Raw genomic sequence first — 16280 nt, 5'->3', positions numbered from 1 at the left:
TAGTATCAAGCGTTCACAACTATTTATTACATTTTATTTACAAAAAAGCAAACTCTTTTACAAGTTTGCTTTTTCATCTATCTTATAATGCACATTCTTCAATCTCAAATCCTAAATCTGCAATCATACCCCAGTCCGCAGTCGGCTCTTGTCCAGCTGTCGTTAAGTAGTCCCCGACAAAAATAGAATTTGCTGCAAATAAACCGATTGGCTGTACAGAACGTAAATTGATTTCACGTCCTCCTGAAATACGAATTTCTTTTGTTGGGTTTACAAAACGCATCATTGCAAGTACTTTTAAACATTCTACTGGCGTTAACTCTTTTTGCCCTTCAAGAGGTGTCCCCTTTACAGCAACAAGGAAATTACAAGGGATAGAATCTGCATCTATACGTTGTAATTCAAATGCAATTTCAGCACGCTCTTCAATTGTTTCTCCCATGCCAAAAATCGCTCCAGAGCATGGTGAAATACCAGCTTGTTTTGCTTTTTGAACTGTATCAACACGATCATCATACGTATGAGTTGAACAAATACTATCGTAATTATTTGCATGTGTATTTAAGTTGTGGTTATAACGGTGCACGCCTGCTTCCGCTAAACGTCCTGCTTGATCTTCATTTAAGAAACCTAAACAACAACAAATCTTCAAGTCTGTCGTTTCACAAATTTCCTTAACTGCTCCAATTACGTGATTTACCTCTTTATCCGTCGGACGACGACCAGACGCTACAATACAATATGTACCTGCTTTACGGCGTATTGCTTCATGTGCCCCTTCTACAATCTTCTCCTGCGTTAACCATGCATATTTATCAATCGGTGCTTCTGAAATAATAGACTGTGAGCAATATCCACAATCTTCAGGACATAATCCAGATTTCGTATTAATAATCATATTCAATTTTACTTTCTTACCAAAGTGATGATGGCGAATAATGTAAGCTGCATTCATAATTTCTAAAACTTCTGTATCATCAGCTTCTAATATCGCTATTGCATCTTCTTTCGTAATCATTTTTTCTTCCACTACGTCGTATGCAAGTTTTTTCCAATCCCTTTTTGTTTGTACTTGTTTCATTTCATCTCTTCCCCTCTTTTGTTATATGTATAAATAAAGCATGATACGTTGCCATTATCCCTTCATTTCCCGTGAAGTCTCTTTCGTATATGCGTAGCATCGCACGAAAGAGTGAGGGACTTTGACAATATGATCCTTCATTGCTATTAGTTGCTCCTACTTTTCGAATAGAATGCAGAAACTCCTTAACTTCTGTAAAACTCTCTATGTAACATGTTTCAGAAACATGCACATCCCCTGTTTCTATCTTACATATATGAAGCAACTGATCTTTTGAATAAAAACGTTGACCAATCGATATTTCATTTTTTATATTTCTTTCTTCTTTCGCACGTTGGAACGAAGCATGCAATTCTTGAAATGTTTCATGTCCAAACGTTGAAAAGAGTAATATCCCATCTATAGACAAATGTTGAAATAAATTTCTTAACACTTGTTGTAAATTATTTAACCATTGAAATGTAGCATTTGAAATAATGACATCATATGATTCTTCTAATCGTAATTGCTCAATATCTTCACAGTGAAACGTTACATTTTTTACATTTTGTCTAGTTTGCGCAATCGCAATCATACTTTCAGCAAAATCAACTGCTGTAATATGTGCTTTCGGAAATAACTTTGATAATTGTTCTGTTACATACCCCGTCCCGCATCCCAGTTCTAAAATACGTATTGATGCCGTTTCACTATATCGTTCCTTTAAGATTGAAAGTAATGAATGTGCCATCTTTTTTTGTACATTTGCATATCGATCGTAAGATACGGCTGCCCCATTAAACCGTTTTTGTAGTAACGTTTTGTTGATCATGTCGTATCCCCTCTACAAATTGAATTATCTCATTTGCGCAATATTCAAAATTCGTTACACATAATGCATGCCCTGCTTCACTTACTACTTTCAGCTCGCTGCTGCTATTCTCCGTCATACTACGTGCCGCAGACAATGGGCATATTACATCCTGTTCTCCGTGGATAAGTAGTATAGGTACTTTAATTTCTTTTAGTTCTTCTCTCATATCTGTTTCTATTAAATAATCCAAACCTAGTTGTAAAGACTGAATAGAATCACCTTTAAAATGGTCTACAATGTCTTCAAAATTTTTGTTCTCTTTTAGCTCATCTTTCGTAAACATATTTTCATAAAACCGCTTGAGCGTATCTTCTTTCCTTCTCACCAAATTCCTTTTCAGCCGTTCTACATGCAAAGCATTCCATCCATTACTATAGTCGCTCGTATTTGTAAATTTAGCAGTCCCACCAATTAATACGATGCCTTTTGCCTGAATCTTTTTATAAGCTTCAACTGCTGCTAACGCTCCTAGTGACCATCCAACTAAAATTACGTTGTCGTTATGCGCTACATCTATAATTCGTTCCGCAAATTCACTTCGTTCTTTCACATTACGCCAATCTACGCATTGAACAGGATATCCTTTAAAATACGGAAGTACTAAATCCCAAATATTCTCTTCCATTCCCCATCCGGGGATAAAAATAATCTTTAGCTCGTTCATACGAAAATCTCCTCTTCTTTCGCAATGTGAATAATTCGGTCAATAGCCCATTTTAAATCAGCTATTGTATGTTGCGATGTAACTGCAAAGCGAATTCGAGAACTATGAACCGGCACAGTTGGCGGACGAATTGCAATGGCCGCAATCCCTGCCTCTTGCAACCTTTTACTAAATCGTAAAGCATGTTCATTTGAACCGACTACAATCGGTACAATATGAGTTGAACTATTCCCAATATCAAAACCAGCATCCCTTAATTTAGTTCTGAAGTATTCTCCGTTTGCTATAAGGTTCTCTCTTCTTTCATTATCTTCTTTTACAATTTCAATTGCTTTTTGCACTGCTCCTAACGTACTTGGTGGTAAAGCTGTAGTAAAAATAAAGCTTCTCATCATATTTTGTAAATACTCTATATAAATTTCATCACCTGTCAAATACGCACCATAACACCCTAAAGCCTTGCTAAACGTCCCCATATGTATATCAATTTTTTGAGCAAGATTTTTTTCTATATGAGATAACCCAGCTCCGCCGATTCCATATATTCCACTCGCATGTGCTTCATCGACTATAATGATTGCCCCGTACTTCTCTTTCAGCTGTACTAAATCTCTCAAATACGCAGTATCACCATCCATACTAAAAACGGTATCTGTTACGATTAATTTTCTGTTTTCAGGCGAAGCCATTTTCAACAGCTTCTCTAAATGATCCAAATCATTATGACGATACCTTTTATGCTCTGCCCCGCTTAATATGATTCCATCAACAATACTTGCGTGATTTAACTTATCACTAAAAACAATATCGTGCCGAGAGGCCAAAGAAGATATGGCACCTATATTTGCCGTATACCCACTATTTACAATTAAAGCTCTTTCAGTACCTTTCCAGTCACATATGCTTCTCTCAACCTCTTCATATAATGGATGATTTCCTACAACGAGACGAGAGGCAGTCGCTCCAGTTCCATATCTTTTTGTACAGGCAATAGCAGCTTCTTTTAACCTTTCATCTCCAGCTAACCCTAAATAATTATTTGACGCTAAATTTAACATCCTTTTTTTATCTCGAATAAGCCAAGTCTCTTCTGCCTTCTCTGTTACATGCAAATCACGATACTGCCCTTGCTCATGTAATTGTTGTAATTTACATTGAAGGTGCGCACGCCACGTTTGATTCATTTTGGATAAACTCCTCTAATTTTGAAATCATAATATGTTCTTTTGCAGATTCTAAGACTTCTTCTTTCGTAAACTCACCTTCAAAGAATGGTAATAATCCTAAAACTGGTACCCCGCTCAGCTCTTCAATCATCTCTTTATTTTCTTGCACTCTTTCCATTTCACATTCTTTGCAACCTGATAAAATGACACCCGCTACGGTTAAGCCATGCGCCTTTGCGTAAGCAATCGTTAACACTGTATGATTTACTGTTCCTAATATAGGACGAGCTACTACAATAAGAGGCAACTGTAATTCTTTTGCAAAATCAATTACTAAAGCATCTTCTGTATATGGGACAGCAAGCCCACCTGCTCCTTCTACAAATAAGCTATTAAACTCTTTTAATAGTTCATTATAGTAATCAGTAATTTCTTTTAACTTTACTACTCTTCCAGCTCTTTTCATGGCAAGTCTCGGAGCAAGTGGTTCTTCAATAGAATAAGGGCAAATTTCATTTTCTTGTGTCGGCACACCTGATAATGCTTTTAACCTTGCCGCATCTCCCTCAGGGTTTGATGCAACATGCCCACTTTGCAACGGTTTATACACCCCTACGTTATATCCTAATTGTCTAAATACACCTGCTATAGCACCTGCAACTACTGTTTTTCCAACTTCAGTATCAGTTGCTGTTATGAAAAAACCACTCATTATTCTCCCTCCGTAACATCCGAGATTGCCTTATATAAAATGCGTAACATATCATCAATCTCTTCAAAAGTAGAAGCAAGTGGTGGCATAAATACAATCGTGTTACCTAGCGGTCGTAAAATCATACCCAGCTCTCTTGCGCGTTTACATACTTGAACACCGACTCTTTCTGTCCAGTCAAACGCTTCTTTCGTTTCCTTATTCTTCACAAGCTCAATACCAACCATTAATCCGCACTGACGAATATCACCTACATGTTTATACGCAAAGAGCTTTTCTAATTGCGCTGCCACATAATCCGTTTTACGTGCCACTTCTTCTATTAAATTTGTTTTTTCATATAGTTCTAGATTTGCGATTGCTACGGCACACCCTAACGGATTGCCTGTGTAGCTATGTCCATGGAAAAATGTTTTTTGTTCTTCATATTCTCCTAAAAAGGCATTATATATTTCATCTGTCGTTACCGTAACTGCAATTGGTAAATATCCACCTGTTAAACCTTTCCCAGCAGTTAAAATGTCTGGCGTCACATTTTCATGTTCACACGCAAACATTTTCCCTGTACGCCCAAATCCAGTCGCTACCTCATCTGTAATAAATAATACATTGTACTTAGTACATAAATCGCGCAGTCCTTTTAAATATCCTTTTGGCATTGTAATCATCCCGCCAGCACCTTGCATTAATGGCTCTACAATGATGGCAGCTACTTCTTCATGCTTTTCTTTCAACAATTCTTCCATTTCTTCTAAATGGCTTTTTACAATTTCCTCCTTATTATTTCCGTAAGGAGAACGATATGTATATGGATACGGCATTTTAATCGCATCAAATAAGAGCGAACTATACACTTGGTGAAACAAGTCTATTGCTCCTACCGAAACAGCTCCAATTGTATCACCGTGATATGCTTCTTTTAATGTAACGAATCTTTGTTTCTTTCGTTTCCCTTTATGCTGCCAATATTGGAAAGCCATCTTAATTGCAATTTCAACAGCGGTAGAACCTGAATCAGAATAGAATACCTTCTTCAATCCATCTGGTACAACCTCAATAATTTTTTCTGCTAATAAAATAGATGGAACGTTAGCAAGTCCTAACATAGTAGAATGAGCAATTTTATTTAATTGCTCACGAATTGCTTCATCTAATTCCGGTACTTGATGTCCGTGAACATTTAACCATATAGATGAAACACCATCCCAATATTCATTACCATTTACATCGTATAGCTTTCTTCCCTCTCCACGTTCAATAATGACAGGATCTTCTTCTAAATAATCTTTCATTTGTGTAAATGGGTGCCATACGTAAGCTTTATTTTTCTCTGCTAATTCTTCATATGTATAAGATGATTTTTCAATCGTTTTACTATTTATTGTCACAATTGTCACCCCTAATGTTAACTCGTTTATAAATATAGTTAACATTAAATCTGAATGACTGTCAATTATTTTAAAATCAAATCGTTCTTAAAAAAGAACAACTTATCATACGATAAGTTGTTCTACTTTCCATGCTGTATCTTTCCAATTTCTAAAATAATTTCTTCATCTTTTTTCCCCTCTGTATCAATTCCAAGTTGCTTAGCGTGCTCAATTAATAAATCATGACGCTTCTCAAACCTAGCGGTATTTACTTCTTTCGTAACCTCTTCTTTTGTTTTTCCCTCTGTAGAAACTCCTAGTTTCTCTGCTGCTTTTTCCATTGATTTCTTCTCTTCTATTTCTTTTACTTTCTTCACTTCTGATTGTTGTATTTGCTTTTGTTTCAGTTGCTCTGATTCAGCCGCAAAAGCTGTGTAAATTCCAGCACTTCCTCCAATAACTAATAAAGTGGTAAAAAGAATTATTTTTTTCTTCACTCTTTCCTCCCCCTTTCAAATTCATTATAACGTACATTTTTACAGCATTAAAAACAATTATCCTTTATTTCCCTAAAAAAACATTTAATATTTTTATTGACATGTAAGATGAAAATATGATAAAAATTTAACTAACATCATATGAATCGGCGTTGATAGGATTTAGTAGTATTTCGATTTCTGATTTCAGAGAGCTGGTGGTCGGTGCGAACCAGTACAGAGCGAATTATGAATTACCCCCTGGAGCTTCTTTTACGAAACGTGAGGAGTAGTAAAAGACGGTTATAGACCGTTATGTCTAAAGAGTGGTGAAACGACACTGTTTCACAATTTAGGGTGGTACCGCGAATTTTTCGTCCCTGCATATATTGCAGGGGCGTTTTTTATTTTATAAGCGCATATCATATGACCCTTTATTTTGTGATACATTCATTTCACAAGCTAGGGTGGTACCGCGATTTCTTCGTCCCTGCATAATTATATGCAGGGACGTTTTTTTATCCAATCATTTCCGTATCATATAGAAGAACAAACAATTACCGGTAATTTGTCACAAAATTCTAAATTTTAGAAGGAAATATACAATATTGGCGAATTTTATATAAAAAAGAGCTATTTCATATTACTTAGGAGGGGAAAACAATGGTTTCAAAAATTGAGTCTGTTCTTTTAACAATTTTTATCTTTTTCTGCATTGGCTTTAGTGTTATCAAATTAGAAGTTTCACCACACATCCCGATTTTATTTGGCATCGTTCTTTTATTAGCGTTTGGATTTATGAAAAAAATTGATTGGTCTACTATGGAAAAAGGAATGATAAGTAGTATTTCAGCTGGTATTCCATCTATATTTATTTTCTTACTTGTAGGCGTATTAATTAGCATTTGGATCGCAGCTGGAACTATTCCAACTTTAATGGTATACGGCTTCCAACTTGTATCTCCAAAAATTTTCGTTCCAACTGTTTTTGTTGTTTGTGCAATTGTTGGAACGAGTATCGGTAGTGCATTTACAACTGCTGCAACTGTAGGACTTGCCTTTATGGGAATGGGTACTGCCCTTGGATACGATCCAGCTCTTATTGCTGGGGCAATTATTTCTGGGGCATTCTTCGGAGATAAAATGTCTCCTTTATCTGATACAACAAACTTAGCGCCTGCTGTAACGGGTGTAGATTTATTTGAACATATTCGTAACATGCTTTGGACAACAGTGCCAGCTTTCATTATTGCTTTTATCGCATTTTTCATTTTAGGAAGCGGATCTGGTGGAAACGTTGATTTCTCAGCATTTATTAACACATTAGAAAAAAATGCAACGATTTCTATCGTTACACTGATTCCTATTTTATTACTGTTCCTATTCGCATTTAAAAAGGTACCCGCAGTTCCAACATTACTTGCAGGAATTGTGGTAGGGATTATTATTCTCTTTATTTTTAAACCTAGCACTTCTTTAGCTGATTTAATAAAAATTATGCAAGACGGTTACGTTTCTAAAACTGGTATCAAAGATATTGATAGCTTATTATCTCGCGGTGGCCTGCAAAGTATGATGATGTCAATTGCTCTTATTTTCCTAGCTCTTTGTATGGGAGGATTATTACAAGGAATGGGTATTATAGCGCAGCTGATGAATATTATCTCTAGCTTCGTAAAAACTAGTACACGCTTAATTATTTCTACTGCTTCAACTGCAATTGGTGTAAACTTCTTACTCGGTGAGCAGTACTTATCCATCGTTTTAACAGGACAAGCATTTGCTAATAAATACGATGAAGTCGGTTTAGAACGTCGTAATTTATCACGAGTATTAGAAGATGCTGGTACAGTAATTAATCCACTCGTACCATGGGGTGTAAGTGGCGTATTCTTAACAAACGTTCTTAGCGTTCCAACATTCGATTACCTGCCATACGCAATCTTCTGTTTAGCATGTCCAGTCGTAACCATTATCGTCGGCTTTACTGGATTCGGCCTTTCATGGAAAAAAGAAAAAGCAGTACCAGTTTCATAATATAATAAAAAGGATTACCAAATCGGTAATCCTTTTTATATTTCTCGACTATCTATTCGCTTTCTTTCTTCTAAATAACATAAGTAATCCCGCTCCAACAAACGCAAGACCCGCTCCAATTGTAGAAGCAATACTTGCACCTGTTTTCGGTAAATCACGTTCATCTTTTTCAGCTTCTTTATTTTCACTTACAGTTGTTGTTGTTTCTTTTGTATTTTGATCATCTGTTGTAGTTTGTCCAGATCCAGTATTGTTTCCATCTTGTTTTGGTTCATTACCATTATTACCTTCTTCTGTTGGTGGTGTTGGGTTTTCTCCATTACCTGTTGGCGGTGTTGTTGGATTTTCTCCCCCACCTGTTGGCGGTGTCGTTGGATTTCCTTCACCAGTTTCTTTATCATCATTTTTCTTCGTTATATCAATTGCATATTTAGCAAATTCATTTTCAGATGGTCCAACATATGATATGTTCCCATCTTTCTTTATATACTTTTGTGCATTTGGTGAAGAATCAAATGTTGTATGTAATTTATCTGCAACAATCGGTTTAAACGTCCAATTTTGATCAGCTGCTGGATCAATATTTTTTATTTTTTGCATATACTTCACAATGATTTGACGTGTTTCATCTTGTGATTGGTATACAACCTCCCCTTTACTTACACCTGGGAACGTTTGACTACTTCCACGATAGTTATTTGTAGCGACGATGAACTCTTGATCATCAGCTACTGGCTTACCTTCATATGTCATATTTACAATACGATTCGTATTTGCATTTACAACTTTTCCATCTTTATCGTATTTCGCCGGTTGTGTTACATCAATTTCGTATTTTAAGCCATCTAAAATATCGAAGTTATATGTAGGATAGCCTATATTTACTAATGGCTGTTCTTCTGTTTTCTTTGGATCAATTGTATTAAACTGACCTGCAGACATTTCAAGCCATTCTTTCACTTGTGCCCCATTTACTTTTACAGCATATAACGTATTTGGATACACGTATAAATCTGCAACGTTTTTAATTGCTAACGTTCCAGCTGGAATATCCGTATAATATGTAGCACCGTTTCGGCCACCTGCTTTAAATGGTGCGCCTGCAGATAAAACCGGAATATCTTTAATCTTTTCGTACTCTGTTTTTTTAAGTTCTTGTTCTACATACCATTTTTGCGCATTTGTCACAATTTGTACGGAAGGATCATCTTGTACTAATGAAAAATAACTATTAATTGGTGCTTTCGTTTCACCTACAGGTGTATTTACATAGTCGATTGTCGCTTGATGCTCATCTTTAATTTCATTAACTAATTTTTGATCAGATTCTACTAATGGGGTACCTTTACTATTAGCAATCGGGCGAAGTTGTGGCTTAGATTGATCTTTTTGTACTTCCCATTTTCCGTTTACCTTTTTCAATTGCATATCAATAATACCTAAGTTACTACCAAAAACACCAGGCATTACAACTGGAACACCATTAAATACATCCTTCACTTCAGTATGTGAATGTCCCATTAATACTGCATCTACGCCAGGAACTTGTGTTGCTAAATGATATGATGCATTTTCCATTCCTTCGTTGTATCCACTCTTATCAACACCTGAATGCGCTAGTGCAACGACAATATCTGCATGTTCCTCATTTTTCAGTTTCGGTACTAATTTATTCGCTGTTTTGACAATATCTTTCGCTTTTACTTTTCCTTCTAAATTTGCCTTATCCCAGTTCATAACTTGAGGTGGGACAAATCCTATTACACCAATTTTTACTATTTGTTTTTGGCCTGCTTCATCCACTACTTCTTTCTCTAAAATATGATATGGTTTAAAATAATTTTCATCGTTCGCTTCATTATTATCATGATCATCTTTATAAACATTCGAGTTAATAACCGGGAATTCCGTTTTACTAATTACTTTGTTTAAATAGTCTAAGCCGTAGTTAAATTCATGATTCCCAAGAGAGATGACGTCATACTTCATTAAATTCATTACACGATATAATGGATGTGTATAACTAGGATCCACAGGATTCTTCGGATCTTTTATTTTATTTGCTACATAATCTCCAAGCGGTGTCCCTTGTAATGCATCTCCATCATCAAATAGGACAGAGTTTTTCGCTTCTTCACGTGCTTTATTAACGAGTGTTGCAGTTTGCACGAGACCTACTTTATTATCTGTTTTCGTTTGATAATAATCGTAATTCATTAAGTTAACGTGAATATCTGATGTTTCTAGAATTCGTAAGTTAACTGTACTCTCCCCAGTGTTCTCATCTGCATGAGCTGTTGTTGGCATTACTTGCGGTGCTATAACACCAATCGCAAGAGTTGCTCCAGCTAGCATTTTTTTTGACTTTTTCACAAAAAATCCCCCTTATACAATTACCAGAAATAATGAAATGAATCCCTATCTGTCTCTAACCACATACCTTTTTTCTTCCATTAGAGACACAATTTTCATTTCACCCTGCGCTAACGAGTAGTCCCCTTAAACGCCCGATTGATGAAGACTATTAATTAATAGGAAATAAAGCTCCCACTCATTAAAGTTTCACCTTATCTGACATTATCATATATAAAGTTCTTTCCTATCGTCAATATTTTTTGACAAACTTCAACAAATTTTCTGTAAAGTTATTATAAACTTTTCATAAACATATAATATGCCCTTACATTGCTAATACTGCTGAATATGATACAATTACCAATTACAAGGAGGATGAATTTATGAAAAAAGTCATCTTAACAATTGTTTGTCTCCTCCTTCTGATCATTTCTTATTCTTATTTTGAAAAGAACGACGAGACAAAACAAAATGAATCTGAAGAAAAAACAGAAAAAACATCTGCCCCAAATTGGATTGATAAGCAAACAAACGAATCTTTTTATCATCTTGTATTAGGTGATTCACTCGCTAAAGGATATGGATCGACACAAGGTGGATTTGCTGAATTAGCTTCTAAGCAAATAGAAGCACAAATTCATAAACCAATTACAGTAGAAAACCTTGGGGTAAACGGTCTTACAACAGATCGTCTCGCTAAAAAAGTTCAATCAGAAGATGTAAAGGAAAAAATTAGAGCAGCAAATATAATTACAATTAATATTGGAGGAAATAATTTATTTCGTTTAAATCGTGATGTTGGTGTTATAGATGGTATAAAAATGTTAAATAAAGAAAAAGCCCATTTTGAAGCGGATATAAAAAGTATTGTAAAGACAGTTCGAGATCAAAATCCGGACGCTTTACTCATTCTCTCAGAACTCTATAACCCGTTACAACTCGATGACTCCATCGCAAGTTATGCAGATATGTTTTTAGATGGCTGGAATGAATCTGTTTATTCCATTTCCAAAGCAAATCAACCATCTATCGTTTTACCAATTCGCAAATTAATATCGAATGATAAAAAAGAGTTATTATTTGACCAAGTACACCCAAATGATAACGGCTATGCAATTATTGCCAACACATTTACAAAGCAAGTGTTATCCTACAAATATTAAAGCGACCATGAAACAATTCTATTTTTATAACATGTCTTTTTTGTTACAATGATAGTGGAAGGGGGCCTTTATATGGAATCACGCGAGTGGGAACGTATTGTTGATCATCTTCTTTCGCTAGTGCCTCTTTTTTATCGCAAATTTATGCTTCCTGGAGAATTTTCTTCTCAAAGACATATGCCGCCATCACATACACAAGTATTACTGCTTTTGCATGAAAACGGCACATTAGCAGTTTCCGAAATCGGCAAGCGGCTAGCGATTTCACGGCCTAACATGACACCTCTATTAAACAAACTTATTCAAGAAGAACTAATAGAGCGTCATTATAGCGAAAAAGATCGACGGGTCATTTTAATTTCTCTAACAGCTGAAGGGAAATTATTAGTAAATCAGTATCAGCAATTCATTTTAGACAAACTAAAAGAAAATTTCCAAACATTATCTGAGGAAGAGCGCGAAAAGCTCATTCATTCTCTTCAAACCATTCAAAATTTAATTTTGAAAACAAACGTATAAAGCTGCTTCTAAATAGAAGCAGCTTTATGATTCGTAATAATTACCATAGTATACATTGGAATATGGCCATGTTGTTAAATATGGTTTTTTTTCCTGTGTAGGCTGTTGTGTTGGTAATTGTGGTATTTGTGATAATTGCTGTAATTGTTGTTGCCGATATAATTCGTATTGTCTACTCGTATCATAAACCGGATAATAATTTACATATGGATATACTTGAGGCACGTAATAATAATACATTATCCTCTCCTCCTTTTTCTTAAACATATTCAAAGGAGAAAATGAATGTGACATTGTTTATAATTGTACAAGTGGTTCTCTCACTCGTTTCTTCCTTTTCTTCAAACGTAACTTACGGTTCTTTTCGTATAAATAATGCACAACGAAATATGAAATGAGACCAAACACAACTCCTAAAATCGTCATTCCAATTAATACATACACTTCACTTTGTAATAAGCTCTTTAATATCGTAAAAATGTGACTTGAAAACAAGTCCGATATCGTAAATGGTTCATGATGAATTTTCTGTACATGAAATGGATAAATCATTTTTCCTAGCGCATACGCAAGCGGAAATAAAAATACTGGGAGAAACGATATTTTCCCAATAATATTGCCAATAACTGCCGCAGGAAAAGATCCCTTTGCTAACCTGACGATTGGATAAAATATTACATATACGAGCGATGCCGTATAAATGACTAACATTTCTAAGCCGAATCCTATAGCAAACCCTAACGATACTTTCTTTGCGCCTTCTGGCGATCGAAGCAACTTATAATATTGAAACTTTAATATTCTCCACATCCGCTGGAAAAACGAATATGTTTTCTTAGTTGTTTTCACCCTCATCATCTCTTTAACTATATTTTTATATGTAGTATGTCCTTACACACTCTGAAAAACAAATTTAGTTTTCTCTTTTATTATAAATGATATCGAAATGGTTAACCAAATATACATCCGACATTTTAATATAAAAAAACCTCCCTTTTAGGAAGGCTCTTCTACATTTTTAAATAAACTCACTAATAACGCTTTTTGAGCATGCAATCGATTACCAGCTTGCTCAAAGACGATAGACTGCGGTCCATCTATAATTTCTCCTGTTACTTCTTCTTCACGATGGGCAGGTAAACAGTGTAAGAAACGATATGTTTGCTTCGCACGCTTAACAAGTTCGTTATTGATTTGGTAAGGTTGAAATAAAGTATACTTCTCTTCTTCGCCCTCTTGCCCCATGCTCATCCAAACGTCAGTATAAATGAAATCTGCTTCATTCACCGCTAATTCAGGATCATGCAAAACTTCAATTTCAGCTCCTGTTTCCTTGGCAATTGCTAACGCTTTTTTTACAATCTCTTCATTCGGTTCATACCCTACAGGCGTTGCCACAGTCATATGCATTCCGACTTTTGCACTCGCTAGCAACAATGAATGACATACATTATTTCCGTCACCTACGTAAGCCAATTTTATTCCTTTAAATGTATTTGTTTCTTCGTATATCGTCATAAGGTCTGCCAATGCTTGACAAGGATGATGATCATCCGTTAAACCGTTAATAACAGGAATACTCGATTCTTTTGCAAGCTCTTCTACATCCGCGTGTGAGAATGTACGTATCATGATCCCGTCAATATACTGCGATAATACTTTCGCAGTATCTGAAACGCTTTCTCCTCTTCCCATTTGCATCTCTTTCCCACTTAAAAACATACCATGTCCCCCGAGCTGTACCATTCCTGCTTCAAAAGATACACGAGTACGAGTTGAATGCTTATCAAAAATAAGCCCTAATATTTTGCCTTGTAATAAAGGCTCTTGCTTATTCTTTTTTAAATATATAGCGAACTCAATTAAAGAAATAATTTCTTCTTTCGTTAATTCTTCTAGTGTTAAAAGATCTTTCGTATTTAATTTCGGTACTTGTACAGTTGACATGAAACTTCCCCCTTATATGATTGATACGTTTTTTGTACAAACTACTTTTTTTATTATATATACTGCCTGTTCTAACTCTTCATTCGTGACAATGAGTGGCGGTAATAGTCTTATCACATTAGGACCTGCTTGTAATACGAGAAGTCCTTCGTTTTCTAGTTGTTCTATAAAACTTGCAACTTCATGCTTACACTCAATCCCAATCATAAGCCCCTTACCACGTATATTTTGAATACATTCGACATGCTGTAATTCCTCTTGCAACTTCTCTAATACGTACTCGCCTTTTTCTTGTACTTCTTTTAAAAACGATGGTTTTTCACTTACTTGCAATACTTCTTTCGCTGCAGCCATCGCGATGTAATTCCCGCCAAAAGTTGAACCGTGTGATCCTGCAGTAAACGACGCTCCGAGCTCTTTCCGGCCAATCATCGCTCCTACAGGAATCCCATTCCCAAGCGCCTTTGCAACAGTAACGATATCAGGCTCTATTCCCACTTGTTCATAAGCGAATAGTGTTCCAGTTCTTCCTATCCCCGTTTGTACTTCGTCTATAATAAATAAGGAACCGAACTTATTACATAATGTTTCAATCTCTTTCAAAAAAGATAGATCAGCAGGTATTACTCCTCCCTCTCCTTGAACAACTTCTACCATTACCGCCGCAACTTCTTCATTCATTACTTCCTCTAATGCTTTAATATCGTTAAAAGGGATATGTAAAAAAGATGGAAGTAATGGACCAAATCCTTCTTTTACCTTATCTTGGCCCGTTGCACTCATCGTTCCAAATGTTCTACCGTGAAAAGACTGCTGGCATGTTACGACGAGAGATTTTCCAGTATGCTTACGTGCTAACTTTAAAGCCGCTTCATTTGCCTCTGCCCCACTATTACAGAAAAACACATAATCTAATTCTCTATTTTCTGTTAATAATGACGCAACTTCTTCTTGCAAGCTGTTTGTAAACAGGTTAGATATATGCCATATATCATAAAGTTGCTCTTGTACACCTTTGAGAACAGTAGGGTGACAATGTCCTAAATTACATACGCCAATTCCTGATGTGAAATCTAAATATTCCTTACCGTTATTATCAATAACTTTCGTTCCAGTTCCCTTTACAAACTCAATAGTTCTTCTGCCATACGTTTGAAAAAGATGACTCGTCATGCAATACTCACACCTTTCGTTACCGTCGTTCCAATACACTCTCCCGTAACCTCAGTAAAATCTTTTGTACCATTCACAATACTTATCTTTTGCACTCCCATTTTTAATGATGCTAGTGCCGCCTGTACTTTCGGAATCATCCCACCTGTAATAACACCTGTTTCTATAAAAGTAGCAATTTCAGATTCATCCGTTTCCTTTACCAAATTCCCTTCATGTAATATTCCATCTACATCCGTAATAAAAATAAGCTCTTTTGCCCCTAACGCAGCCGCAATCCCAGCTGCAGCATTGTCCGCATTTATGTTATAAACTTCATTACCATTTACCCCGATTGGAGCAATAACAGGAATATACTCCATATTCATTAATCCTTTTAATAAGGCTGTTTCTACATAACTTACTTCCCCCACATATCCTATCTCTTCACTGACAGGTTGAACTTGAAGTAAATTGCCGTCACATCCTGAACAACCTACCGCAAGTAAATTATGCTTTTGTAAATTCATTACGAGTTTTTTATTCGTACTTCCGCATAGCACCATTTGAACAACATCCATAACTTCTTTTGGTGTTACGCGTAATCCATCTCTTTTTTCTACGTTGATGTTACAATCTTTTAATTTGGCATCAATTTCTGGCCCACCACCATGAACAATCACTACTTTATACTTCTGTTGCAATTTCTTTATACATTCAAAAAACACAGCTTTTAATTGATTCAACATACTACCGCCGCATTTCACTACAATATATTCGCTCAT

16 protein-coding genes and 1 other annotated feature are annotated in these 16280 nt (G+C 35.8%); of the genes, 3 read left to right on the top strand and 13 right to left on the bottom strand.

Annotation, left to right across the window (positions count from 1 at the left end; translation table 11 throughout):
* Positions 1–82 precede the first annotated feature (82 nt).
* The 7 genes from bioB to AC22L0_RS16120 form a co-directional block, all read right to left on the bottom strand.
* Entirely contained in the window at positions 83–1081 is a 999-nt protein-coding gene (gene bioB / locus AC22L0_RS16150) for a biotin synthase (protein WP_087967346.1), read from the bottom strand.
* A gap of 1 nt (position 1082) precedes the next feature.
* Positions 1083–1892, bottom strand: coding sequence for a malonyl-ACP O-methyltransferase BioC (gene bioC, locus AC22L0_RS16145; RefSeq protein ID WP_000608906.1), 810 nt, complete (start codon positions 1890–1892; stop codon positions 1083–1085).
* Positions 1858–2598: an alpha/beta fold hydrolase gene (locus AC22L0_RS16140; RefSeq protein ID WP_087967342.1), complete on the bottom strand. Its 741-nt coding sequence runs from the start codon at positions 2596–2598 to the stop codon at positions 1858–1860. Before AC22L0_RS16140 ends, bioC begins: the two co-directional genes overlap by 35 nt.
* The gene (gene bioF, locus AC22L0_RS16135) at positions 2595–3782 is read right to left on the bottom strand and encodes an 8-amino-7-oxononanoate synthase (RefSeq protein WP_001077287.1); all 1188 of its coding nucleotides are present in this window, start codon (positions 3780–3782) and stop codon (positions 2595–2597) included. Before bioF ends, AC22L0_RS16140 begins: the two co-directional genes overlap by 4 nt.
* Positions 3748–4476 (bottom strand): dethiobiotin synthase, encoded by a 729-nt coding sequence (gene bioD / locus AC22L0_RS16130; protein WP_087967340.1) that lies wholly within the window; start codon positions 4474–4476, stop codon positions 3748–3750. The genes bioF and bioD overlap by 35 nt, the downstream gene beginning before the upstream one ends.
* Entirely contained in the window at positions 4476–5909 is a 1434-nt protein-coding gene (gene bioA / locus AC22L0_RS16125) for an adenosylmethionine--8-amino-7-oxononanoate transaminase (RefSeq protein WP_002062238.1), read from the bottom strand. The genes bioD and bioA overlap by 1 nt, the downstream gene beginning before the upstream one ends.
* Positions 5910–5986: 77 nt before the next feature.
* A complete protein-coding gene (locus tag AC22L0_RS16120) occupies positions 5987–6343 on the bottom strand; it encodes a hypothetical protein (RefSeq protein ID WP_000726902.1) in 357 nt (118 codons plus the stop codon).
* 143 nt (positions 6344–6486) lie between these two features.
* Positions 6487–6707: a binding site (T-box leader), on the top strand.
* A gap of 278 nt (positions 6708–6985) precedes the next feature.
* Here AC22L0_RS16120 and nhaC point away from each other — a divergent pair.
* Positions 6986–8359, top strand: a complete 1374-nt coding sequence (gene nhaC / locus AC22L0_RS16115; protein WP_000253716.1) for a Na+/H+ antiporter NhaC — start codon at positions 6986–6988, stop codon at positions 8357–8359.
* 48 nt (positions 8360–8407) lie between these two features.
* Here nhaC and cpdB read toward each other — a convergent pair whose 3' ends face one another.
* Complete coding sequence (gene cpdB, locus AC22L0_RS16110; protein ID WP_087967338.1) at positions 8408–10732, bottom strand: bifunctional 2',3'-cyclic-nucleotide 2'-phosphodiesterase/3'-nucleotidase; 2325 nt, start codon at positions 10730–10732, stop codon at positions 8408–8410.
* Between the two features lie 365 nt (positions 10733–11097).
* Here cpdB and AC22L0_RS16105 point away from each other — a divergent pair, with 365 nt between their 5' ends.
* Complete coding sequence (locus AC22L0_RS16105; protein ID WP_000755850.1) at positions 11098–11877, top strand: GDSL-type esterase/lipase family protein; 780 nt, start codon at positions 11098–11100, stop codon at positions 11875–11877.
* A 72-nt stretch (positions 11878–11949) separates the two neighbouring features.
* Positions 11950–12396: a MarR family winged helix-turn-helix transcriptional regulator gene (locus AC22L0_RS16100; protein ID WP_000445819.1), complete on the top strand. Its 447-nt coding sequence runs from the start codon at positions 11950–11952 to the stop codon at positions 12394–12396.
* 24 nt (positions 12397–12420) lie between these two features.
* Here the strand turns inward: AC22L0_RS16100 and AC22L0_RS16095 are convergent, their stop codons facing one another.
* The 5 genes from AC22L0_RS16095 to argB all read right to left on the bottom strand — a co-directional run bounded on the left by AC22L0_RS16095 (position 12421) and on the right by argB (position 16280).
* On the bottom strand, positions 12421–12636 hold the full coding sequence (locus AC22L0_RS16095; protein ID WP_000291957.1) for a hypothetical protein: 216 nt from the start codon (positions 12634–12636) through the stop codon (positions 12421–12423).
* 57 nt (positions 12637–12693) lie between these two features.
* On the bottom strand, positions 12694–13254 hold the full coding sequence (locus AC22L0_RS16090) for a DUF2062 domain-containing protein (RefSeq protein ID WP_002005691.1): 561 nt from the start codon (positions 13252–13254) through the stop codon (positions 12694–12696).
* A 138-nt stretch (positions 13255–13392) separates the two neighbouring features.
* The gene (gene argF / locus AC22L0_RS16085) at positions 13393–14343 is read right to left on the bottom strand and encodes an ornithine carbamoyltransferase (protein WP_087967336.1); all 951 of its coding nucleotides are present in this window, start codon (positions 14341–14343) and stop codon (positions 13393–13395) included.
* Between the two features lie 12 nt (positions 14344–14355).
* On the bottom strand, positions 14356–15516 hold the full coding sequence (argD, locus tag AC22L0_RS16080) for an acetylornithine transaminase (RefSeq protein ID WP_087967334.1): 1161 nt from the start codon (positions 15514–15516) through the stop codon (positions 14356–14358).
* Positions 15513–16280, bottom strand: coding sequence for an acetylglutamate kinase (argB, locus tag AC22L0_RS16075; RefSeq protein ID WP_000006080.1), 768 nt, complete (start codon positions 16278–16280; stop codon positions 15513–15515). The genes argD and argB overlap by 4 nt, the downstream gene beginning before the upstream one ends.

This window comes from Bacillus sp. LQ01 (assembly GCF_057624735.1).
The sequence above is the reverse complement of the archived record's forward strand: the minus strand, read 5'-3'. Positions and strand labels throughout refer to the sequence as shown.